This window comes from Kosakonia sp. N21 (assembly GCF_050587465.1).
Lineage (GTDB): Bacteria > Pseudomonadota > Gammaproteobacteria > Enterobacterales > Enterobacteriaceae.
The window spans coordinates 80463-103755 of the sequence record NZ_JBOBHR010000011.1 but is presented as its reverse complement, the minus strand read 5'-3'; the positions used below and the strand labels follow the sequence as shown (position 1 = coordinate 103755).

Annotated in this window: 21 protein-coding genes and 2 tRNA genes; 5 read left to right on the top strand and 18 right to left on the bottom strand. The window is 53.4% G+C overall.

Annotation, left to right across the window (positions count from 1 at the left end; translation table 11 throughout):
* The first annotated feature begins 14 nt into the window (after window positions 1-14).
* Entirely contained in the window at window positions 15-317 is a 303-nt protein-coding gene (locus ACQ3G7_RS21720) for a GIY-YIG nuclease family protein (RefSeq protein WP_430892055.1), read from the top strand.
* Here ACQ3G7_RS21720 and ACQ3G7_RS21715 read toward each other — a convergent pair.
* Window positions 304-807, bottom strand: a complete 504-nt coding sequence (locus ACQ3G7_RS21715) for a GNAT family N-acetyltransferase (RefSeq protein ID WP_430892053.1) — start codon at window positions 805-807, stop codon at window positions 304-306. The two genes, ACQ3G7_RS21720 and ACQ3G7_RS21715, sit on opposite strands and share 14 nt — an antisense overlap.
* Complete coding sequence (ubiT, locus tag ACQ3G7_RS21710; RefSeq protein WP_061493032.1) at window positions 801-1325, bottom strand: ubiquinone anaerobic biosynthesis accessory factor UbiT; 525 nt, start codon at window positions 1323-1325, stop codon at window positions 801-803. Before ubiT ends, ACQ3G7_RS21715 begins: the two co-directional genes overlap by 7 nt.
* 238 nt (window positions 1326-1563) lie before the next feature.
* Between ubiT and ubiU the strand changes: the two genes are divergently transcribed.
* The 3 genes from ubiU to ACQ3G7_RS21695 all read left to right on the top strand — a co-directional run bounded on the left by ubiU (window position 1564) and on the right by ACQ3G7_RS21695 (window position 4594).
* Window positions 1564-2559, top strand: a complete 996-nt coding sequence (gene ubiU / locus ACQ3G7_RS21705) for a ubiquinone anaerobic biosynthesis protein UbiU (protein WP_263099171.1) — start codon at window positions 1564-1566, stop codon at window positions 2557-2559.
* Window positions 2560-2566: 7 nt separating this feature from the next.
* Entirely contained in the window at window positions 2567-3445 is an 879-nt protein-coding gene (locus tag ACQ3G7_RS21700; protein WP_430892050.1) for a U32 family peptidase, read from the top strand.
* A 141-nt stretch (window positions 3446-3586) separates the two neighbouring features.
* Complete coding sequence (locus ACQ3G7_RS21695) at window positions 3587-4594, top strand: luciferase-like monooxygenase (RefSeq protein WP_430892048.1); 1008 nt, start codon at window positions 3587-3589, stop codon at window positions 4592-4594.
* A gap of 49 nt (window positions 4595-4643) precedes the next feature.
* Here the strand turns inward: ACQ3G7_RS21695 and mtr are convergent, their stop codons facing one another.
* The 12 genes from mtr to ACQ3G7_RS21635 form a co-directional block, all read right to left on the bottom strand.
* A complete protein-coding gene (gene mtr, locus ACQ3G7_RS21690) occupies window positions 4644-5888 on the bottom strand; it encodes a tryptophan permease (protein ID WP_263099168.1) in 1245 nt (414 codons plus the stop codon).
* Between the two features lie 154 nt (window positions 5889-6042).
* Window positions 6043-7953 (bottom strand): DEAD/DEAH family ATP-dependent RNA helicase, encoded by a 1911-nt coding sequence (locus tag ACQ3G7_RS21685; RefSeq protein WP_061493027.1) that lies wholly within the window; start codon window positions 7951-7953, stop codon window positions 6043-6045.
* On the bottom strand, window positions 7946-8026 hold the full coding sequence (yrbN, locus tag ACQ3G7_RS21680; RefSeq protein ID WP_425294667.1) for a protein YrbN: 81 nt from the start codon (window positions 8024-8026) through the stop codon (window positions 7946-7948). The genes ACQ3G7_RS21685 and yrbN overlap by 8 nt, the downstream gene beginning before the upstream one ends.
* 106 nt (window positions 8027-8132) lie before the next feature.
* Window positions 8133-9017, bottom strand: coding sequence for a lipoprotein NlpI (gene nlpI / locus ACQ3G7_RS21675; RefSeq protein WP_263099166.1), 885 nt, complete (start codon window positions 9015-9017; stop codon window positions 8133-8135).
* 108 nt (window positions 9018-9125) lie between these two features.
* On the bottom strand, window positions 9126-11261 hold the full coding sequence (pnp, locus tag ACQ3G7_RS21670) for a polyribonucleotide nucleotidyltransferase (RefSeq protein WP_263099165.1): 2136 nt from the start codon (window positions 11259-11261) through the stop codon (window positions 9126-9128).
* A gap of 245 nt (window positions 11262-11506) precedes the next feature.
* Entirely contained in the window at window positions 11507-11776 is a 270-nt protein-coding gene (rpsO, locus tag ACQ3G7_RS21665; protein ID WP_017457357.1) for a 30S ribosomal protein S15, read from the bottom strand.
* 147 nt (window positions 11777-11923) lie between these two features.
* The gene (gene truB, locus ACQ3G7_RS21660) at window positions 11924-12871 is read right to left on the bottom strand and encodes a tRNA pseudouridine(55) synthase TruB (RefSeq protein WP_430892044.1); all 948 of its coding nucleotides are present in this window, start codon (window positions 12869-12871) and stop codon (window positions 11924-11926) included.
* Window positions 12871-13272 (bottom strand): 30S ribosome-binding factor RbfA, encoded by a 402-nt coding sequence (rbfA, locus tag ACQ3G7_RS21655; RefSeq protein WP_263099163.1) that lies wholly within the window; start codon window positions 13270-13272, stop codon window positions 12871-12873. Before rbfA ends, truB begins: the two co-directional genes overlap by 1 nt.
* A 101-nt stretch (window positions 13273-13373) precedes the next feature.
* On the bottom strand, window positions 13374-16088 hold the full coding sequence (gene infB / locus ACQ3G7_RS21650; RefSeq protein WP_430892041.1) for a translation initiation factor IF-2: 2715 nt from the start codon (window positions 16086-16088) through the stop codon (window positions 13374-13376).
* Window positions 16089-16112: 24 nt separating this feature from the next.
* Window positions 16113-17600 carry a transcription termination factor NusA gene (nusA, locus tag ACQ3G7_RS21645; protein WP_263099161.1) on the bottom strand — a complete coding sequence of 496 codons (1488 nt, stop codon included), beginning with the start codon at window positions 17598-17600 and terminating at the stop codon, window positions 16113-16115.
* A gap of 28 nt (window positions 17601-17628) precedes the next feature.
* Window positions 17629-18081, bottom strand: a complete 453-nt coding sequence (gene rimP, locus ACQ3G7_RS21640; RefSeq protein WP_061499745.1) for a ribosome maturation factor RimP — start codon at window positions 18079-18081, stop codon at window positions 17629-17631.
* A gap of 208 nt (window positions 18082-18289) precedes the next feature.
* Window positions 18290-18366: transfer RNA gene (locus ACQ3G7_RS21635), tRNA-Met, on the bottom strand.
* Window positions 18367-18742: 376 nt separating this feature from the next.
* On the opposite strand from ACQ3G7_RS21635, the gene argG reads away from it, so the two are divergent.
* Window positions 18743-20089, top strand: a complete 1347-nt coding sequence (gene argG, locus ACQ3G7_RS21630) for an argininosuccinate synthase (protein ID WP_061493020.1) — start codon at window positions 18743-18745, stop codon at window positions 20087-20089.
* Between the two features lie 294 nt (window positions 20090-20383).
* Here the strand turns inward: argG and ACQ3G7_RS21625 are convergent.
* The 4 genes from ACQ3G7_RS21625 to folP all read right to left on the bottom strand — a co-directional run bounded on the left by ACQ3G7_RS21625 (window position 20384) and on the right by folP (window position 23221).
* A tRNA-Leu gene (locus tag ACQ3G7_RS21625) sits at window positions 20384-20470 on the bottom strand.
* 12 nt (window positions 20471-20482) lie between these two features.
* Window positions 20483-20815: a preprotein translocase subunit SecG gene (gene secG, locus ACQ3G7_RS21620; RefSeq protein WP_263099160.1), complete on the bottom strand. Its 333-nt coding sequence runs from the start codon at window positions 20813-20815 to the stop codon at window positions 20483-20485.
* A gap of 227 nt (window positions 20816-21042) precedes the next feature.
* Window positions 21043-22380 (bottom strand): phosphoglucosamine mutase, encoded by a 1338-nt coding sequence (gene glmM / locus ACQ3G7_RS21615; RefSeq protein WP_263099159.1) that lies wholly within the window; start codon window positions 22378-22380, stop codon window positions 21043-21045.
* Window positions 22373-23221 carry a dihydropteroate synthase gene (gene folP / locus ACQ3G7_RS21610; protein WP_430892037.1) on the bottom strand — a complete coding sequence of 283 codons (849 nt, stop codon included), beginning with the start codon at window positions 23219-23221 and terminating at the stop codon, window positions 22373-22375. Before folP ends, glmM begins: the two co-directional genes overlap by 8 nt.
* Window positions 23222-23293 lie beyond the last annotated feature (72 nt).

Sequence of the window (23293 nt, the reverse complement as noted above, 5' to 3'; positions counted from 1 at the left end):
CAATGAATACTGCCATGACGCCCTGGTTTCTCTATCTTATTCGTACGCCGGATAATGCCCTCTACACCGGCATTACTACCGATGTCGCGCGCCGATTTGCGCAGCATCAAAACGGAAAAGGGGCAAAAGCGTTACGGGGAAAAGGCGAGCTGGAGCTGGTTTTTTCGGCGCAGGTAGGGGACAAATCGATCGCGCTGCGGCTGGAATACCGAATCAAACAGTTGACCAAGCGCCAGAAAGAGCGCCTCGTCGCCGGAGATGGCGCATTCGAAGCGCTGCGGGAGAGTTTGCTATCGCCTGCGGTTACAGGCGATTGAAGTGCTCTGAATACTCAACCAGACCACGTACGCCGTTTAAGGCATCGTCAGCCAGGCGGTGCACCAGAAACGCCGCTTCGGTTTCCGGCCAACGGCAGTGCAGGCCGTGCTGCGCCGCGTTTTCAAAACCGAGACGGCTGTAGAACGCCGGATCGCCCAGCGTCACCGCAGCCGCGTAGCCAAACTCATTCAGCGAATCCAGCCCTTCATACACCAACTGGCGCGCAAGGCCCTGCCCGCGGTACTGTTCGTCCACCGCCAGCGGCGCAAGCCCGACCCATTGCAGCTCTTCGCCCTCAACCGTAACCGGGCTGAACGCAACATAGCCAATCACTTGCCCTTCATCATCGGTTGCGACAAATCCCAGCGTGATCAAACCGTCTTCGCGCAGATCGTGCACCAGCCGGGCTTCGCCCTCGCCGCCAAAGCTGCGCCGGAGCAACGCGTCGATACCCGGCGCATCAATGGGAATTTCAACTCTAATCAGCATGGCTCACCTACAGAAGGTTGTGTCGTTGCAGGCGGCGCTTGCAGGCCAGCCTCAACAAATTCCGCCAACTGCAACAGCATCACCCGCAGGGGTTTTGGCATCTGCTCCAGTTCAATGGCGTCCATCAAATTCTTAACGTAAAGCCCCAGCTCCGTATCCCCTTCAATCACCAGTCGGCGCTGGAAGAAGAGCGTATCCGGATCCTGTTTGCGTGCGGCAATCATCAGCAAATCGCTGGCATCCGCGCTGAAGCTCACATCGGCGTCCGCCGATTCGCGCACGATCAACCGCCCGTCCTCAACAGAGGTATACCACGTCAGGCCAATATCACGAACCTGAATACTTAACCAGCGGCCTTCCAGAAACTCAAGCTCTCCGTCCGCCAGAGCCTGTTGGAACTGCCAGCGCAGCACCTGCTCCAGTACCTGGCGCTTGATGGCGAAAGGCGTCAGCTTAACCGGCACACTCAGTAACGACGGACCAAAGTGAACAAGATGTGAACGCAATTTTTCCAACACGAGCTTTACTCCCTGAAATGATAATGACTGCTATTTTGCCACACCAGTGAAATGACATAGCGGCGCAAATCAACAATTACACAATAAATCGGCCCCGATTATTGGTATTGCCAATACACATTTAACTGCCTCAAATCAAGAATTGTCGCAGACAGGTTAACTAAAATCCCAGTTCGTTAACAATTAGCGCCCCCAGGGGTACGACCGGGCCACTGCGCCCCCGATTGCAGGATACACTATGGAGTTGCTCTGCCCTGCCGGAAACCTTCCGGCATTGAAGGCGGCCATCGAAAACGGCGCCGACGCTGTCTATATCGGCCTGAAAGATGACACCAACGCCCGTCATTTCGCCGGACTCAATTTTACGGAGAAAAAACTCCAGGAGGCGGTCAGTTTTGTGCATCAGCATCGCCGCAAACTGCATATTGCCATCAATACCTTTGCGCATCCGGATGGCTACTCACGCTGGGAGCGTGCGGTGGATATGGCGGCGCAAATTGGTGCCGATGCATTGATCCTGGCGGATCTGGCGATGCTGGAGTACGCCGCCGAGCGTTATCCGCACATTGAACGCCATGTTTCCGTGCAGGCTTCTGCGACCAATGAAGAGGCTATCCGTTTTTATCATCGCCACTTTGATGTCGCCCGCGTCGTGCTGCCGCGTGTGTTATCTATCCACCAGGTTAAACAACTGGCCCGCGTCACTCCCGTGCCACTGGAAGTGTTCGCCTTCGGCAGCCTGTGCATTATGGCGGAAGGACGCTGCTACCTCTCCTCTTACCTGACGGGTGAATCGCCGAATACCGTGGGCGCATGCTCCCCGGCGCGCTTTGTCCGTTGGCAGCAAACCCCGCAGGGGCTGGAATCCCGCCTCAACGAGGTGCTGATCGATCGTTACCAGGATGGCGAAAACGCAGGTTACCCGACGCTGTGCAAAGGGCGTTATCTGGTGGATGGCGAGCGCTACCACGCTCTGGAAGAGCCCACCAGCCTGAACACACTGGAACTGCTGCCGGAACTGCTGGCGGCGAACATCGCCTCGGTAAAAATCGAAGGGCGCCAGCGTAGCCCGGCCTATGTTAGCCAGGTGGCAAAAGTGTGGCGTCAGGCAATCGATCGCTGCATGGCTTCCCCGCAAAATTTCGTGCCGCAGCCCGCGTGGATGGACACGCTGGGATCGATGTCTGAAGGTACGCAAACCACCCTTGGCGCGTACCACCGTAAATGGCAGTAGGTAGAACATGAAATATTCATTAGGACCGGTGCTTTACTACTGGTCAAAAGAGACGCTGGAAGACTTTTATCGCCAGGCGGCAAACAGCACCGCCGATGTTATCTATCTTGGCGAAGCCGTTTGCAGCAAGCGCCGCGCCACCAAAGTCGGCGACTGGCTGGATATGGCGAAGGAACTGGCAACCAGCGGCAAACAGGTGGTGCTTTCCACTCTTGCGCTGGTGCAAGCGTCATCCGAGCTGAACGAACTCAAACGCTATGTCGATAACGGCGAATTCCTGCTGGAAGCCAGCGATTTGGGCGTGGTGAATATGTGCGCTGACCGCAAGCTGCCGTTTGTCGCCGGGCATGCGCTCAACTGCTATAACGCAGTGACGTTACGCTTGTTGCTGAAGCAAGGCATGGTGCGCTGGTGCATGCCGGTGGAGCTTTCCCGCGACTGGCTGATTAACCTGCTCGATCAGTGCGATGCGCTGGGCATCCGTCAACAATTTGAAGTGGAAGTGCTCAGCTACGGTCATTTGCCGCTGGCCTACTCCGCGCGCTGCTTTACGGCACGTTCGGAAGACCGACCGAAAGACGAATGCGAAACCTGCTGTATCAAATACCCGAACGGGCGCAGCATGCTGTCGCAGGAAAATCAGCAGGTGTTTGTGCTCAATGGCATCCAGACCATGAGCGGCTATGTCTACAATCTCGGCAATGAACTGACATCCATGAACGGGATTGTGGACGTGGTGCGTCTGTCGCCGATGGGTAATGACACGTTTGCCATGCTCGATGCGTTTCGTCGCAATGAAACCGGCGCATCACCGTTGCCGCTGGCGTCAAACAGCGACTGTAACGGCTACTGGCGCAGGCTACCGGGCCTGGCGCTGCAACAGTAAAAAGGCTCAAGTTGTTAACAGCTATCAGCAAAGGTTAATGCACTATAAAAGTTGCAGCTTTTCTGGCCGGGCGCGGCACATTGCGCCAGGCTGGAAGAAGACCTTCAATCTGATGACGATGCTGTAGCAAAGTGAGTTTTTATGTCTGATAAAACCATTCCCTTTTCGGTGCTCGATCTGGCGCCGATCCCGCAACATTCCAGCGCCCGCGAGGCGTTTACGCACTCGCTGGATCTGGCAAAACTCGCCGAAAAGCGCGGTTATCACCGTTACTGGCTGGCGGAGCACCATAATATGACCGGTATCGCCAGCGCGGCGACCTCGGTGTTGATCGGCTATCTGGCGGCGAATACGCAAACTCTGCATCTGGGTTCCGGCGGCGTTATGCTCCCAAATCATTCACCACTGGTGATCGCAGAGCAGTTCGGCACGCTGAATACGCTTTATCCTGGCCGTATTGATCTTGGACTGGGTCGCGCACCGGGTAGCGATCAGCGCACAATGATGGCACTGCGTCGCCATATGAGCGGCGATATTGATAACTTCCCGCGTGATGTGGCAGAACTGGTGGACTGGTTTGATGCCCGCGATCCGAATCCACACGTACGCCCGGTGCCAGGCTATGGCGAGAAGATCCCGGTCTGGCTGCTGGGTTCCAGCCTGTATAGCGCACAACTGGCTGCACAGCTTGGTCTGCCGTTTGCGTTTGCCTCGCATTTTGCGCCGGATATGCTGCTCCAGGCGCTGCATCTCTACCGCTCCAATTTCAAACCTTCGGAGCGGCTGGAAAAACCGTACGCGATGGTGTGCATCAATATTGTCGCCGCCGACAGCAACCGCGATGCGGAATTCCTGTTTACCTCCATGCAGCAGGCCTTTGTGAAACTGCGCCGTGGCGAAAGTGCACAGCTGCCGCCGCCGATCCAGAGTATGGATCAATTCTGGTCACCGTCGGAGCAGTACGGTGTGCAACAGGCGCTAAGCATGTCTTTGGTAGGCGATAAGGCAAAGGTGCGCCACGGTCTCGAATCCATTCTGCGGGAAACGGATGCAGACGAGATTATGGTTAATGGGCAGATTTTTGATCACCAAGCGCGGCTGCATTCATTTGAGCTGGCCATGCAGGTGAAAGAAGAACTTCTGGGTTAGCGTTTCACCGGGTGGCGCAGGCCAGTCAGCCGCGCCGCCCGGCTTTATGCTACTGGTAAACCGGCAACAGATTAAAGCTGGAAAGCAGATGCACCGCCGCGTTGCCTGCGCCAAACAGCAGGATTAATACAATCATTGGCTTACCGCCCCAAACGCGAAAAATCGGGCTACCAAAGCGTTTGCGGGACGCATTCGCCAGTAACGCCGGCACAATAGCTGCCCAGATGGTCGCGGCCAGACCCGCATACCCAATGGCGTATAAAAACCCATTCGGCCAGAGCACACCGCCAATGATCGGTGGCGTGAATGTCAGCAGTGCGGTTTTAAAACGCCCCAGCGGAGAGTCGTCAAAGTTGAACAAATCCGCCAGATAGTCAAACAGCCCCAGCGTAACCCCAAGGAAAGAACTGGCGACGGCAAAATTCGAGAAAATCACCAGCAGCAGATCCAGACTGCGGCTGTTCAGCACGCCGCTCAACGCCTGTACCAGCACATCAATGTTTCCGCCCTTTGCCGCGATGTCGATAAACGCCGGACGCGGAATATTGCCCATGGTCACCAGCAGCCAGATAACGTACAGCCCCAGCGCCAGCAGCGTTCCGTAGACCAGGCAACGGATGATGGTGCGCGGATCCTTACCGTAGTACTTCATCAGGCTCGGTACATTGCCGTGATAACCGAACGACGCCAGACAGAAAGGCAGGGTCATCAATAAGTACGGCGTATAGGAGGTGTTGCTTTGCGCCACATTCAACAGCGTGGCGGGCTGCACATGCCCGAGCAAGCTACCGAAGGTCAGGAAGAACGTGATCACTTTCGCACCCAGCACAATCGCGGTCATCCGGCTAACTGCATGGGTTGAGAGCCAGACAATAAATGCCACTCCCAGTGCAAAGCAGAATCCCGCCAGCCGCGCCGGAACATTAAGTGACAGCTCTGAGAAGGTGTGATGCAGAATTGAACCACTGGCCGAAATATAGGCGTAGGTCAGGATATAAAGCACAAAAGCAATGGAGACGCCATTCACCAGGTTCCAGCCTTTACCCAGCAGATCTTTGGTGATCGTGTCAAAGCTCGCACCGCTGCGATAGTTCAGGTTCGCTTCGAGGATCATCAACCCGGAGTGCAACATGCAAAACCAGGTAAAAACGAGCGCCAGAAGCGACCAGAAGAACCACGCGCCGGACATCACCACTGGCAGCGAAAACATGCCTGCGCCGATGATCGTACCGCCGATAATCACCACCCCGCCGAGCAGCGAAGGGGAAGCCTGTGTGGTTGTCAGTGTCGACATCTGAAAAATTCTCCTGTGGTCATGCAATGCCGGAAATAGAACCGCTGCATTGTACCAGTACAGGAGTACATTACAGATAAAAAAAGCCCCAATCATTTCGATCGGGGCTGTATCTTTTTCTTTACGACCTGTAACGCAGAATAATCAGCGTTAATTACGCATCGTTACGACGACGTGGAGCGCTGTCGTCACGATCACGGCGCGGTGCGCGACGTTCGCCACCGAAACCACGACCTTCCTGACGCTCGCCGCTGAAACGGCGACCTTCACCACCGCGACCGCCTTCACGACGCTCGCCACCGAAGCCACCGCCACGACGCTCACCACCACCGCGACGTTCGCTACGCTCACGCGGCTGCGCATCGCCCAACAGTTGCATATTCATCGGCTTGTTCAGAATACGCGTGCGGGTAAAGTGCTGCAGAACTTCGCCCGGCATGCCTTTCGGCAGCTCGATAGTGGAGTGGGTGCCAAACAGTTTGATGTTACCGATGTAGCGGCTGCTGATGTCGCCTTCGTTAGCGATAGCGCCAACAATATGACGAACTTCAACACCGTCATCACGGCCCACTTCAATACGGTACAGTTCCATTTCGCCAACATCACGACGCTCGCGACGCGGACGATCTTCACCACCACGTTCCGGACGGTCGCCACGCGGACCACGATCGTTACGATCGCCACGGCGTTCAAAACGATCATCGCGCTCGCGGAATTCACGACGCGGACGCATCGGCGCATCCGGCGGCAGGATCAGCGGACGTTCGCCCTGCGCCATTTTCAGCAGTGCAGCGGCCAGCGTTTCGATATCCATCTCTTCTTCAGAAGAAGGCTGGATTTTCGCCAACAGCGCACGGTACTGGTCCAGATCGCTGCTTTCCAGCTGCTGCTGTACTTTCGCGGCGAATTTTTCCAGACGGCGTTTGCCCAACAGCTCTGCGTTCGGCAGTTCCACTTCCGGAATGGTCAGCTTCATCGTACGTTCGATATTGCGCAGCAGACGGCGTTCGCGGTTCTCAACGAACAGCAGCGCGCGACCGGCGCGACCCGCACGACCGGTACGGCCAATACGGTGAACGTAGGATTCAGAATCCATCGGGATGTCATAGTTGACAACCAGGCTGATGCGTTCAACGTCCAGACCACGAGCCGCAACGTCGGTCGCAATCAGGATATCGAGACGACCATCTTTCAGACGTTCCAGAGTCTGCTCACGCAGCGCCTGGTTCATGTCGCCGTTCAGCGCGGCGCTGTTATAGCCGTTACGCTCCAGCGCTTCGGCCACTTCCAGCGTTGCGTTTTTGGTACGCACGAAAATGATCGCCGCATCAAAATCTTCCGCTTCAAGGAAGCGAACCAGCGCTTCGTTTTTACGCATGCCATACACCGTCCAGTAACTCTGGCTGATGTCCGGGCGCGTGGTAACGCTGGACTGAATGCGCACTTCCTGCGGCTCTTTCATAAAGCGGCGAGTGATGCGACGAATAGCTTCCGGCATGGTTGCAGAGAACAGCGCGGTCTGATGACCTTCCGGGATCTGCGCCATGATGGTTTCTACGTCTTCGATAAAGCCCATACGCAGCATTTCGTCGGCTTCATCCAGTACCAGACCGCTCAGTTTAGAGAGATCCAGCGTACCGCGTTTCAGGTGATCCAACAGACGACCCGGCGTACCGACGACGATCTGCGGCCCCTGACGCAGGGCGCGTAATTGCACGTCATAACGCTGGCCGCCATACAGAGCAACCACGTTTACGCCGCGCATATGTTTAGAGAAATCGGTCATCGCTTCAGCGACCTGAACCGCCAGTTCGCGGGTCGGAGCGAGCACGAGGATCTGCGGCGCACGCAGGTCCGGATCGATGTTGTTAAGCAGTGGCAGGGAAAACGCTGCGGTTTTACCGCTACCAGTCTGGGCCATACCCAGCACGTCACGACCAGAAAGCAGGTGCGGAATGCACTCAGCCTGGATCGGAGATGGTTTTTCGTAACCGAGATCGTTAAGGGCTTCAAGGATAGGAGCCTTCAGGCCCAGATCTGCAAAAGTGGTTTCGAATTCAGCCATGTAGTACAAGTGCCTCTATGTCATTGGCGGCCAGTCTACATAACTCATCGTGAAAAAGATTAGCAATTTTCATTGAAAAGTGTGAACCGGCTCAAAGTAGGTTAATTAACGAACAATAAAGCCCTCACCCGTGAAGGTGATGGCAATCAAAAAAGATTACGGGCTGATATGTTCGTCAGCTATTGCTGGTCCGATTCTGCCAGGTCGTCGTGCTCCTGGCCCAAGAGCGCTAATTCCAACAATGCGTAACGGTGCTCAACAAAGTTATGTACGTTGTTAGCAACCGCTAGTTTGAACAGTGCCGTGGCGCTGTCCTTATCCCCCAGACTTAGGTAGTACTTACCTAAATAGAAGTTGGTTTCACTGAGATGCTCAGCGAGCGAGGTGTTATCCGTTGCGTCTGCCTTCAGGCGATCCATTAGCGTTGCTTCGCTAATGTCGCCGAGGTAGAACTCGACAATGTTCCATCCCCACTGTTCCTGGTCCGATTTTTCGAAGCGCTGTTTCAGTGCTTCTTTAGCCTGCTTCTCATCGAGCTTCCGCTCAACGATGTAAAGCCACAGACTGCGGAAAGGATCATTAGGATCGTCTTGATAAAACGCCAGCAGATCATCTTGCGCTAACTTATTACGACCGCCGTAATGCAAGGCAATGCCGCGATTCAAGTGCGCGTAGTTGTAAGTTGGATCAAGCTCAAGTACAGAATCAAACGCTTCATAGGCAGCATCAAAATTGCCTGCCTGCGTTAAATAAATGCCTAAGTAATTGAATACTTCAGGCATATCGGGTCGAATCGCCAGCGCTTGTGAAAAATCATTCCGCGCCAGGGCTCTTAAACCGAGGCTATCATACAATACTCCGCGCTCATATAAAAGCTGTGCGCGTTCGTCATCGGTTAAAGCCCGACTGGCAAGAATTTGTTCCATGCGTGCCAGAATCACTTCCTGCTGCAAAGTCGGTTGCAATGGCACCGCGAGGACTTCGCTCTTACGCCAGGCAGAGTTGCTGCATCCTGCCAGCGTTAAAGCTGTCGCAACGAAACACCAGCGCAAAAAAGGCTTCATTTCCCACTCCCGAAGACAACTATTGGATGAACGTCCTGTCCCCCGGCTGCAAACATGGCGTCCTGCCTGCTAATACGCCCTCCGCATAGGCGGAGGGCAAAGGCAACCTTACTCGCCCTGCTCTGCCTGCGGCGCTTCTGCCGCTTCAGCAGGCTGAGTTTGCTCAGTTGCTTCTTTAATGCTCAGACGGATACGGCCCTGGCGATCAACTTCCAGAACTTTCACCGGCACTTCCTGGCCCATCTGCAGATAGTCGGTCACTTTCTCAACACGCTTGTCAGCGATCTGAGAAATATGCACCAGACCTTCTTTACCGCCACCAATGGCAACAAATGCGCCAAAGTCGACGATACGGGTCACTTTACCATTGTAGATACGACCAACTTCGATCTCAGCAGTGATCTCTTCGATACGACGGATAGCGTGTTTTGCTTTATCGCCGTCGGTTGCTGCGATTTTCACAGTACCGTCATCTTCGATTTCAATAGTCGTGCCGGTTTCTTCGGTCAGCGCACGAATTACGGAGCCGCCTTTACCGATCACGTCTTTGATCTTGTCCGGATTGATCTTGATAGTATGGATACGCGGTGCAAATTCAGAGATATCGCCGCGCGGCGCGTTAATCGCCTGCTCCATCACGCCCAGAATATGCAGACGTGCGCCTTTCGCCTGATTCAGCGCAACCTGCATGATCTCTTTGGTGATACCTTCAATTTTGATATCCATCTGCAGCGCAGAGATACCATCGCGGGAACCCGCAACTTTGAAGTCCATATCGCCCAGGTGGTCTTCATCGCCCAGGATATCGGACAGAACAACAAAGTTGTCGCCTTCTTTCACCAGACCCATTGCGATACCGGCAACAGCCGCTTTCACCGGCACGCCTGCGTCCATCAGCGCCAGAGATGCGCCGCACACAGATGCCATGGAGGAGGAGCCGTTAGATTCGGTGATTTCAGAAACCACACGCACGGTGTACGGGAATTTTTCTGCATCCGGCATCACTGCCAGTACGCCACGTTTCGCCAGACGACCGTGACCAATTTCACGGCGTTTTGGTGAACCCACCATCCCGGTTTCGCCTACGGAGTACGGAGGGAAGTTGTAATGGAACAGGAAGGAGTCAGTACGCTCGCCCATCAGTTCGTCGATGATCTGTGCATCACGTGCGGTACCCAACGTTGCAGTCACCAGCGCCTGAGTTTCACCACGGGTGAACAGTGCGGAACCGTGAGTACGCGGCAATACGCCGGTGCGAACGTCCAGACCACGGATCATGTCTTTTTCGCGGCCATCGATACGCGGTTCACCAGCCAGTACGCGGCTACGCACAACGTTTTTCTCGATAGCGTGCAGGATTTCACCCAGCTCGTTAGCGTCCAGCGCTTCGTCTTCGGCAACCAGCGTAGCGATAGTTTCAGACTTAATCACGTCAACCTGAGCATAACGCTCTTGTTTATCAGTGATGCGGTAGGCATCGCTCAGACGTGATTCCGCCAGCGCAGCAACACGCGCGTTCAGCGCTTCGTTTACTGCTTCCGGCTGCCAGTCCCAACGCGGTTTGCCGGCTTCTTTCACCAGCTCGTTGATGTTCTGGATAACAACCTGCTGCTGATCGTGGCCAAATACCACCGCACCCAGCATCTGGTCTTCGCTCAGCAGTTCTGCTTCAGATTCAACCATCAGCACTGCCGCTTCAGTACCGGCAACAACCAGGTCCAGCTTACTGGCTTTCAGCTCTTCCTGAGTCGGGTTCAGCACATACTGGTCGTTGATGTAACCAACACGAGCAGCGCCGATTGGGCCGTTAAACGGGATACCAGACAGAGACAGCGCAGCAGAGGCACCGATCATCGATACGATGTCCGGGTTAACCTGCGGGTTGACGGAAACGACAGTGGCAATAACCTGAACTTCGTTCACGAAGCCTTCCGGGAACAGCGGGCGAACCGGGCGGTCAATCAGACGCGCAATCAGGGTTTCGCCTTCACTCGGACGGCCTTCACGACGGAAGAAACCACCAGGGATTTTACCCGCAGCGTAAGTACGCTCCTGATAGTTAACGGTCAGTGGGAAAAAGTCCTGACCTGGTTTCGCTTTTTTCTGGCCGACAACGGTAACAAATACTGCGGTGTCATCCATGCTTACCATTACGGCAGCGGTGGCCTGACGGGCCATCATGCCGGTTTCCAGTGTGACGGTGTGCTGGCCATACTGGAATTTACGAACGATCGGATTCAGCAAAATTCTATCCTTTCTTAATGAATATCAGCACACCGCTGGCGTGCTGAGTATTTAACCGGACCTTCTTGCATCCTCGCGACTAATGACAACCCTGACCCGCCCCATTGCGGATAAAGCCTCTCATTAGCCGCGCGAACCTCTGCAACGAAGATCATACATGGCAACAATACATTAGTTTACTGCCAATTGCTGCCGCCTGGTTGAAAAAAGGGGCCTTGAAGGCCCCTTCTTGAAACTCGCCAGACTTAGCGACGCAGACCCAGACGCTCGATCAGCGCAGTGTAGCGTGCAACGTCTTTACGTTTCAGGTAGTCGAGCAGTTTACGACGCTGAGAAACCATGCGCAGCAGACCACGACGGCTGTGGTGATCTTTTTTGTGCTCTGCAAAGTGACCCTGCAGGTGGTTGATCTGAGCAGTCAGCAGTGCAACCTGAACTTCGGTAGAACCGCTGTCGTTAGAACCACGACCAAACTCGGAAACGATTTTTGCTTTAGCTTCAACGCTTAGAGACATTTTAAACTCCAATAATAAAAAAAATGAAAGGGCGCCGATCTCTAATTCAGCGACCCCAGGTTTAACGTCGCACGATGTTAAATACATAGCCCGACGTTAAGCGGCAATATTCTACTCGCAGTAGCAGCTTCCCGCAAGGAGAGGCCGTTATACCGCAGGATACTCCACAACCAGACGACGCGGTGCAACGAGGCCTTCGTCGTCAATTTCACCCATGCCGATGAATTTCGCTTCGTCACCTTCTGTCACGCGCACCAGTCCCTCTTTTGGCGCGGCCGATGTACGCACCGGCTGACCATTTTTAAAGTACGCAGCCACAACGGACGGGATATTAACAACCGGAAAATCTGACGCAGGACTGTCCATCGGCATCAGCAGCGGATCCAACAGTTGTGCCGCCGGAATAGCCTGCTGTTCAGCCTGCTCCACCAGTTCACGCAACTGTTCGAGCGTGACCATGCGCTCGACGGGGTACTTACTCACCGCCAGACGACGCAGGTAAATAACGTGCGCGCCGCAACCGAGTTTCTCGCCCAGATCATCAACGATCGTGCGGATATACGTCCCCTTCGAGCAGTGAATTTCCAACTCAAGCTCATTACCTTCATGGCGTATAAACAGCAGCTCATAAACCGTGATTGGCCGGGCTTCGCGCGGGACGTCAATTCCCTGGCGCGCATATTCGTAGAGCTTCTTTCCTTGATACTTCAACGCAGAATACATCGACGGGACCTGTTGCGTATCACCGCGGAAACTTTCCAACGCCGCCGCCAGTTGCTCTGCGGTGAACGTCAAAGGGCGTTCTTCGACAATCTGTCCATCTGCATCCGAGGTATCGGTACGCTGGCCAAGGCGGGCAATCACCCGGTAGCGTTTATCAGAATCCAGCAAATATTGAGAGAATTTCGTCGCTTCACCCAGACAAATCGGCAGCATGCCGGTTGCCAGAGGATCCAAGGCGCCAGTGTGCCCGGCGCGATTGGCATTATAGAGACGCTTTACTTTTTGCAAGACATCATTGCTGGAAGCGCCTTGCTGTTTATCCAGCAGCAACACGCCATGCACATCGCGACCGCGACGACGAGGACGACTCATCAGTCCTCCTTGCTGTCGTCCGGATTCACCCGACGCTCGTCATCGTGTTTCACGACGCTTGTCACGAGATTGGACATGCGCATCCCTTCTACCAGCGAGTTGTCATAGAAGAAGGTCAGTTCCGGCACAATACGCAAACGCATCGCTTTACCCAGCAGCGTACGGATAAAACCTGACGCATCATGCAATGCTTTAATACCCGCTTTGACAGAGGCTTCGTCTTTGTCGTTGAGGAAAGTGACAAACACTTTGGCGTAGGCCAGATCGCGGGACACTTCCACACCGGAAACGGTGGTCATCATACCCAGACGTGGATCTTTGATTTCGCGCTGCAGGATAATAGCAATTTCTTTTTGCAGTTCCTGAGATACGCGCTGCGGGCGACCAAATTCTTTCGCCATAATAATTCTCCAGACTAAAAAGGGGCCGTAGCCCCTTTTGATATTTCTTGCCGGGTGGCGCTTCGCTTACCCGGCCTACATGACTGACACTGTTGCGTCGATTACTCGATGGTACGCTGGATCTCAATGATTTCGAACACTTCGATCATATCGCCGGTACGTACGTCATTGTAGTTCTTCACGCCGATACCACATTCCATACCGTTACGAACTTCGTTGACGTCATCTTTGAAGCGACGCAGAGATTCCAGCTCGCCTTCATAGATAACCACGTTGTCGCGCAGTACGCGGATCGGGTTGTGACGTTTAACCACACCTTCGGTAACCATACAGCCTGCGATGGCGCCAAATTTCGGTGATTTGAAGACATCACGAACTTCCGCCAGACCGATGATCTGCTGTTTCAGTTCCGGAGACAGCATACCGCTCATCGCCGCTTTCACTTCGTCGATCAGGTTATAGATGACGGAGTAGTAACGCAGATCCAGGCTTTCTGCTTCGATCACACGGCGCGCAGAGGCATCCGCACGAACGTTGAAGCCAACCAGAATGGCGTTGGAAGCGGCAGCGAGGGTCGCATCGGTTTCGGTGATCCCACCTACGCCGGAGCCAACGATCTTCACTTTCACTTCGTCGGTAGACAGTTTCAGCAGTGAGTCGGCAATTGCTTCCACGGAACCCTGAACGTCTGCCTTCATGACGATGTTCACTTCATGAACTTCGCCTTCGGTCATGTTAGCAAACATGTTTTCCAGTTTGGATTTCTGCTGACGCGCCAGTTTAACTTCGCGGAATTTGCCCTGACGATACAGCGCCACTTCACGCGCTTTCTTCTCGTCACGAACAACAGTCGCTTCATCACCCGCAGCAGGAACACCGGACATACCGAGAATTTCGACTGGAATGGACGGACCGGCTTCGCTTACTTCACGACCCAGTTCGTCACGCATTGCACGCACACGACCGTACTCAAAGCCACACAGTACGATATCGCCTTTATGCAGGGTACCTTCACGAACCAGAACCGTTGCTACCGGGCCACGACCTTTATCCAGGAAGGATTCGATAACCACGCCGCTTGCCATACCTTTACGCACGGCTTTCAGTTCCAGAACCTCAGCCTGCAGCAGGATAGCGTCCAGCAGGTCATCAATACCGGTACCGGCTTTCGCAGATACGTGTACGAACTGGCTTTCACCGCCCCACTCTTCCGGGATGATCCCGTACTGGGTCAGTTCGTTTTTAACACGATCCGGATCGGCTTCTGGTTTATCAATCTTGTTCACTGCAACTACCACCGGTACCTGCGCCGCTTTCGCGTGCTGGATAGCTTCGATGGTCTGCGGCATCACGCCGTCGTCTGCAGCAACAACCAGCACCACGATGTCCGTTGCCTGAGCACCACGGGCACGCATTGCGGTAAACGCGGCGTGACCTGGGGTATCCAGGAAGGTGATCATCCCGTTGTCAGTTTCAACATGGTAAGCACCAATGTGCTGAGTAATGCCGCCCGCTTCGCCAGAAGCCACTTTCGTCGAACGAATGTAGTCAAGCAGAGAGGTTTTACCGTGGTCAACGTGACCCATAATGGTCACTACCGGCGCGCGCGGTTCTGCCGCCGCCCCCGTATCACGGTCGCTCATTACCGCTTCTTCCAGTTCGTTTTCACGACGCAGGATGACTTTGTGCCCCATTTCTTCAGCAACGAGCTGTGCGGTTTCCTGGTCGATCACCTGGTTAATGGTGGCCATCGCACCCAGTTTCATCATCGCTTTGATGACCTGAGAGCCTTTTACCGCCATCTTGTTAGCCAGTTCGCCAACGGTCAGGGTTTCGCCAATCACCACGTCACGGTTAACAGCCTGCACCGGCTTCTGGAAGCCCTGTTGCAGAGAAGAACCTTTACGTTGTCTGCCGCCTTTACCACCACGAACGGCGGCACGCGCTTCTTCGCGATCGGCTTTGCTTTCAGCGTGCTTGTTGCCTTTCTTGGGACGCGCGGCTTTCGCTGTGCGACCACGACCACGTCCGCCTTCAACTTCGCGGTCGTTGTCATCTTCAGCCTGACGCGCATGCTGGGAAGTGGTTACGTGATAATCACCAGTAGTCTCTTCTTCTTCGCTACTACCAGCGGTCCAGCCATTTTCATTCTGTTCTGCCATACGACGAGCTTCTTCCGCTACGCGACGCGCGTTTTCTTCCAGTTTACGACGAGCCTCTTCCTCTGCTTTGCGCTTGAGTTCTTGCGCTTCGGATTCACGACGGGCTTTTTCCGCCTGGGCTGTCCTGGTCATTTCGTCAGATTGTTGGTTGCTCACTTTGCTATTTTCCGCAGCCTCGCGTTTTGCATTTTCAGCATGTTCGCGTTTAGCTTTTTCTTCGGCTTCACGTTTCACACGGCTTTCGGCGTCACGCTTTGCTTTTTCCCCGGCTTCGCGTTCAGCGGCTTCCTGTGCTTCACGACGGGCCTTCTCTTCCGCTTCACGCATCGCCTCTTCTTCCGCAGCGAGACGTTCAGCCTCTTGTGGATCGCGTTTTACAAAGGTGCGTTTTTTACGGACTTCGATCTGCACCGATTTACTTTTACCACCGGTGCCCTGAATACTTAATGTACTGCGCGTTTTGCGCTGCAGCGTCAGCTTATCAGGCCCGGCGCCGTGTTCACGGTTCAGGTGCGCTAATAGCGTCTGCTTTTCTTGCGCCGTCACTGAGTCTTCAGATGACTTGCGGATCCCTGCATCAGCAAATTGCTGTACCAGGCGGTCCACAGAGGTCTGAATCTCAGCGGCCAGCGTTTTTACGGTTACATCTGTCATGCTGTTCCTTCCTGCTACAGTTTATTACGCTTCGTCACCAAACCAGCAAATATTACGTGCGGCCATGATGAGCTCACCTGCTTTCTCGTCGGTTAACCCTTCGATATCACTCAGGTCATCCACGCCTTGCTCAGCGAGGTCTTCCAGCGTACAAACACCACGAGCAGCCAGTTTGAAAGCCAGTGCGCGATCCAAACCTTCCAGATTCAGCAGGTCTTCAGCCGGAGCTTTATCGCTAAGGCTTTCTTCCTGCGCCAGTGCCAGAGTGGTCAGCGCATTCTTCGCGCGATCACGCAGGGCTTCAACAGTGTCTTCATCCAGACCGTCGATTTCCAGCAGCTCTTTGATAGGCACATAGGCCAGTTCTTCCAGCGTAGAGAAACCTTCTTCAACCAGAACAGTGGCGAAATCTTCGTCAATGCCCAGGTAACGGGTGAAGGTATCGATCGCCGCATGCGCTTCAGCCTGATGCTTAGATTGCAGGTCTTCAACGGTCATTACGTTGAGTTCCCAGCCGCTCAGTTGAGACGCAAGACGCACGTTTTGACCATTACGGCCGATCGCCTGCGCCAGGTTGCCCGCTTCAACAGCGATATCCATCGTGTGTTTATCTTCATCCACGACGATAGAGGCAACGTCAGCCGGCGCCATCGCGTTGATAACGAACTGCGCCGGGTTGTCGTCCCACAGCACAATATCAATACGCTCGCCGCCAAGCTCGGTAGAAACCGCCTGAACACGCGCGCCACGCATACCAACACAGGCGCCGACCGGATCGATACGCTTGTCGTTAGTTTTTACCGCGATTTTTGCGCGTGAACCCGGATCGCGGGCTGCGGCTTTAATTTCAATCACTTCTTCGCCAATTTCCGGCACTTCAATGCGGAACAGTTCGATCAGCATTTCCGGTTTTGAACGGGTAACGAAAAGTTGCGCACCACGTGCTTCAGGGCGCACGGCATACAGTACGCCACGAATGCGGTCACCCGGACGGAAGTTTTCGCGCGGCAGCATATCTTCACGCAGAATCACGGCTTCAGCATTATTGCCAAGATCGAGCGTGATATTGTCGCGGTTCACTTTTTTCACGACGCCAGTGATGATTTCGCCTTCATGTTCGCGGAACTGATCAACCACCATCGCACGTTCTGCTTCGCGAACTTTCTGTACGATAACTTGCTTAGCCGTTTGCGTCGTGATGCGGTCAAAAGTTACCGATTCGATCTGATCTTCAACGTAATCGTCAACGTTCAGGCTCTCATCTTCGTAACGCGCCGCTTCCAGAGTGATTTCGCGCGTCGGCTGAGTCACTTCTTCAACGACGAGCCAGCGACGGAATGTATCGAAATCACCGCTTTTGCGATCGATGCTTACACGCACATCGATCTCTTGTTCGTATTTTTTCTTGGTTGCTGTAGCCAGAGCACTTTCCAGCGCTTCAAAGATTTTTTCACGCGGAAGCGACTTTTCATTAGAAACAGCTTCAACAACAGCCAAAATTTCTTTGTTCATTGGGGGCCTTTCACCTCAATCCAGACTGTTAAAAGTGGGGGACCAGGTTCGCTTTCTGAATGTTGCTCAATGCGAACACTTCATCTTTACCTTCGACCGTAACGGTGATCATCTCGCCATCGACATCTTTAATAATGCCCTGCCATTTACGGCGATTCTGTACCGCCATGCGCAGGACCAGCGAGACTTCTTCGCCCTTAAAACGCGTATAGTGCGCAGCCGTAAACAAAGGACGCTCAAGACCTGGTGAAGACACTTCCAGGTTGTAAGCGACAGTAATCGGATCTTCTACGTCCAATACCGCACTGACCTGGTGGCTGACATCAGCGCAATCATCAACATTGATGCCATCTTCACTATCAATATAGATGCGCAGCGTGGATGTGCGCCCACGTATAAACTCGATACCGACCAGTTCATAGCCCAGTGCTTCAACCGGTGCCGTAACCATCTCTGTTAACTTTTGCTCTAATGTGGACAAGTCCACCCCCAAGACATAAAAAAAGGGCGTATAGCCCAGTTATTCCGTAGTCAGATAACAAAAAACCCCGATAAGTCGGGGCTTTAAATAACTGAACCCTATAGCTGCAAATGCAGCCTGGAGAACCTTCCGTGAGTATTTTTTTCAAATCCGGCTACGAAGGCATTAAGTCTTCATAGTATATTTGAAAAAAAACACTTAGGGAAAGTGGTTGCGGGGGCCGGATTTGAACCGACGACCTTCGGGTTATGAGCCCGACGAGCTACCAGGCTGCTCCACCCCGCGCCTGAAACGTGACAAACTCTACTCGTTTGAGAGCGAATTTGCAAATAATGCTGGGATTTGGTACCGAAGACGGGACGTAAAATCGGCCTGAAGTATATTGATAAACATAACTGTCTGTCAACAGCAAGCATTAGCATCCTGTGCGCATTCATGTATGCACATTATAGATGAAGGGGTGACATGTCCTATCGATGCATCGCAGCATTAATGCAATGAAAATTGCACTCTTCTCTTTCGGTCATCGTCAAAAGATGATTAAATGAAAACTCATTTATTTTGCATAACCATTCACTAATGAGTTTCAGGTGGATGGCACAAACATGATGGCGCAGCTGTAAAGTCTGTCGCCACAGGTCTATCAAGCAGGGATTTTTTTATGACGACGATTCTCAAGCATCTTCCCGCAGGTCAACGTATCGGTATCGCTTTCTCTGGCGGTCTGGACACCAGTGCGGCACTGCTGTGGATGCGCCAAAAAGGCGCGGTTCCTTATGCATATACGGCAAATCTGGGTCAACCGGATGAGGATGACTACGACGCGATCCCGCGTCGTGCGAAAGAATACGGTGCCGAAAATGCTCGCCTGATCGACTGTCGCAAACAGCTGGTCGCAGAAGGTATTGCTGCCATTCAGTGTGGCGCATTCCACAATACCACGGGTGGCCTGACTTATTTCAATACCACACCGCTGGGACGCGCAGTGACAGGTACCATGCTGGTTGCCGCGATGAAAGAAGATGGCGTGAATATCTGGGGTGACGGCAGTACTTATAAAGGAAACGATATCGAACGTTTCTATCGTTATGGTCTGCTGACCAATGCCGAGCTGAAAATCTACAAACCGTGGCTGGATACTGACTTTATTGATGAGCTGGGCGGCCGTCAGGAAATGTCCGAATTCATGACCGCTTCCGGTTTCGACTACAAAATGTCTGCCGAGAAAGCGTATTCAACGGACTCCAACATGCTGGGCGCCACGCACGAAGCGAAAGATCTCGAATTCCTGAATTCCAGCGTGAAAATTGTCAATCCGATCATGGGCGTTAAGTTCTGGGATGAAAACGTCAAAATCCAGGCTGAAGAAGTCACCGTTCGTTTTGAGCGTGGCCACCCGGTTGCGTTGAATGGCAAAACATTCGCTGATGATGTTGAGTTGATGCTGGAAGCAAACCGTATCGGTGGGCGTCACGGCCTGGGTATGAGCGATCAGATTGAAAACCGTATCATTGAAGCGAAAAGCCGCGGCATTTACGAAGCTCCGGGGATGGCACTGTTACATATCGCCTATGAGCGCCTGTTAACCGGTATCCATAACGAAGATACCATTGAACAGTATCATGCTCATGGTCGCCAACTGGGCCGTTTACTGTATCAGGGTCGCTGGTTTGATCCACAAGCACTGATGCTGCGTGATTCTCTGCAGCGCTGGGTGGCAAGCGCCATTACCGGTGAAGTGACGCTGGAGTTGCGTCGTGGTAACGACTATTCAATCCTGAATACCGTTTCCGACAACCTTACGTATAAAGCAGAACGTCTGACCATGGAAAAAGGTGAATCAGTGTTCTCACCGGACGACCGTATCGGTCAACTGACTATGCGTAATCTTGATATTACCGATACCCGTGAAAAACTGTTTAATTACGTGCAAACGGGTTTACTGTCAGCCAACTCAGGCAACGGTTTGCCACAGGTTGAGAATCTGGAAAACAGTGACAAGAAATAACCGCTTCTGCTGAGCTAAAGCAGTCTACGGTTTGTTGTCGGTATCTACCGCGAAAAGGGTTCATGTTCATCATGAGCCCTTTTTTATGGTGTTAATCCAAAGGTTAGCCGAGCTATGCTGGCTTTCTCAAACAGGTGACAAAGGAAATAGCGATACACAAGGAGTGCCGGGCCTGAAATACGGATTTTGAAGTCGTACGTAGCAAGGAAAGAAACAGAACCATGGATGGGCATCATTTACCCGGAATACAGACGAAAAAAAAAGACATCTTACGATGTCTTTTTTCTGGAATATTGGTACCGAGGACGGGACTTGAACCCGTAAGCCCAATCGGGCACTACCACCTCAAGGTAGCGTGTCTACCAATTCCACCACCTCGGCACGACTTACTGATTAATGCGGGATATCGCTGGTCGGCTGAGCCGGCGCTGCTGGCTGAGTCTGCTCGGTTTTAGCCGGAGCACTCAGGTTTTCCCACTCGCTTCCTTTATTGGTTTTGTTGCTGTTAATGTTGCCCAGCACCAGGCTAATAATAAAGAACAGTGTTGCCAGTACAGCAGTCATACGGGTCATAAAGTTACCCGAACCACTTGAACCGAACAGCGTACCAGACGCGCCAGCGCCAAAGGAGGCTCCCATGTCAGCGCCTTTACCTTGCTGCAGCATAATCAGACCCACAAGAGCCAGCGCTACAATAAGGAAAACAACTAAAAGAGCTTCGTACATAATTAACCTGTTCCTTGCGGGGTTGCCGCAGCCAATGCTTCAAACCAATAATCGTGGGAAGTTTCTTGCTTTCCCACTGAAGCGGGTGTGAATACTAACCAAAGCGAATGACCTTCGCAAGGGCAATTTCAGCGCATTTTATCAAGTGCGGAAAAAAACAGCAAAACTGCGATCTTTGCCTGATAAAAAGGCAGCAATAGCCGCCTTTTTAAACACTTAACACTCGATTATACTGCTTTCACCGCATCCGCGATGCGATTTGCCAGCGCCGTCACCTGCGCTTCATCTTCGCCCTCAACCATCACACGAATAAGCGGTTCAGTACCTGACTTACGCAGCAGCACACGACCACGGTTGCCGAGCGTCGCTTCGACTTCTGCCGTCACCGCTTTGACCGTGTCATCTTCCAGCGGGTCGCCATTGCCTGCCGTGAAGCGCACGTTAACCAGCACCTGCGGGAACATTTTCATGCCGCTGCAAAGATCGTGCAGGGACATATGGTTGCGGACCATCGCGGCAACCACCTGCAACCCCGCTACGATACCGTCGCCAGTGGTGGTTTTATCAAGCAGTATCACATGCCCGGAGTTTTCCGCCCCAATGCGCCAGCCTTTTTCCTGCATTTTTTCCAGCACATAACGGTCGCCGACTTTCGCACGGGTAAACGGGATACCCAGTTGCTTCAGTGCTACTTCCAATCCCATATTGCTCATCAGGGTACCGACCGCGCCACCGCGCAACTGACCCTGGCGCAGCCCTTCGCGCGCAATGATATACATGATTTGATCGCCATCGACTTTATTCCCCTGGTGATCAACCATGATGACGCGATCGCCGTCACCATCAAACGCAATCCCCAGATCGGCTTTTTCCGCCAGAACACGCTGCTGTAACGCGGCAACATCGGTCGCACCGCATTTCTCATTAATGTTCACCCCATCCGGCTCGCAGCCCATCGGGATAACTTTTGCACCCAGCTCACGGAATACGCTTGGCGCAATGTGGTAGGTCGCACCGTTGGCGCAATCGACCACAATTTTCAGCTCATTGAGGCTCAGCTCATTAGGGAATGTCGCTTTGCAGAACTCAATATAACGACCAGCCGCGTCAACAATACGGCTGGCTTTCCCCAGTTCCGCAGAATCCACGCAGGTCAGCTCTTTTTCCATTTCAGCTTCAATGGCTTCTTCAACCGCATCCGGCAGTTTAGTGCCATCGATAGAGAAGAATTTGATGCCATTGTCATAGAAAGGATTGTGAGAGGCGGAAATCACGATCCCCGCTTCAGCACGAAAAGTGCGCGTCAGATAAGCCACCGCTGGCGTCGGCATCGGTCCGGTAAACGAAGCAGAAAGCCCGGCAGCCGCTAAGCCCGCTTCGAGTGCGGACTCCAGCATATAGCCCGAGATGCGGGTATCTTTGCCAATAATAATCTTACGCGAGCCATGACGAGCGAGAACCTTGCCTGCGGCCCAGCCCAGCTTCAGAACAAAATCAGGGGTAATCGGGGCGTCGCCAACACGGCCACGAATGCCATCGGTGCCAAAATATTTACGGTTACTCATAACGCTTATTTTCCTTCGCTGACAGTGTGGCTTCCACCACCCGCATAGCCTCTACGGTTTCTTTTACATCGTGAACACGAATAATTTGCGCTCCCTGCATTGCCGCAATAACTGCACAAGCGAGGCTGCCGCTTAAACGTTCGGAAGGACCGACATTCAGCAACTGACCGATCATGGATTTCCGTGACATTCCCACCAGCAGAGGCAGACCAAAATGATGAAATTCGGCCAGCCGGGCAAGCAGCGCATAATTGTGGGAGAGATTCTTACCGAAACCGAATCCCGGGTCGAGCAACAATTTCTCTTTTGCAATACCGGCCTGCTCACAGCGCGCAATATGTTCAACAAAAAAGCGGTTCACATCGGTATAGACATCATCATACTTCGGTGCTTCCTGCATCGTTTTGGGTTGCCCTTGCATGTGCATCAGGCATACAGGCAGACCGGTTTGCACTGTCGCTTCCAGCGCGCCAGGTTCAGTGAGCGAACGAATGTCGTTGATGATATGCGCCCCCGCCCGTGCCGATTCGCGGATAACCTCCGGCCTGGACGTATCGACAGAAATCCACACTTCAAAGCGCTGTGCAATGGCTTCGACCACTGGAATAACACGATCCAGTTCCTCTTCCACGCTGACGTCCGCAGCGCCAGGGCGCGTAGACTCACCGCCAATATCCACAATTGTCGCGCCTGCATTGATCATCAGATTGGCATGCTTGACAGCCTCAATCAGCGTGTTGTGCGTGCCGCCGTCCGAGAACGAGTCCGGTGTGACATTGAGGATGCCCATCACATGAGGATGAGACAGATCGAGCGTGGTGCCCTGGGCATGGAGTTTCATGTCTAAAAATCCCTGATAATCACGTGGTTAAACAGTAAAGAAAAACCCCGGTGCAAGCCCGGGGTTTTAGAA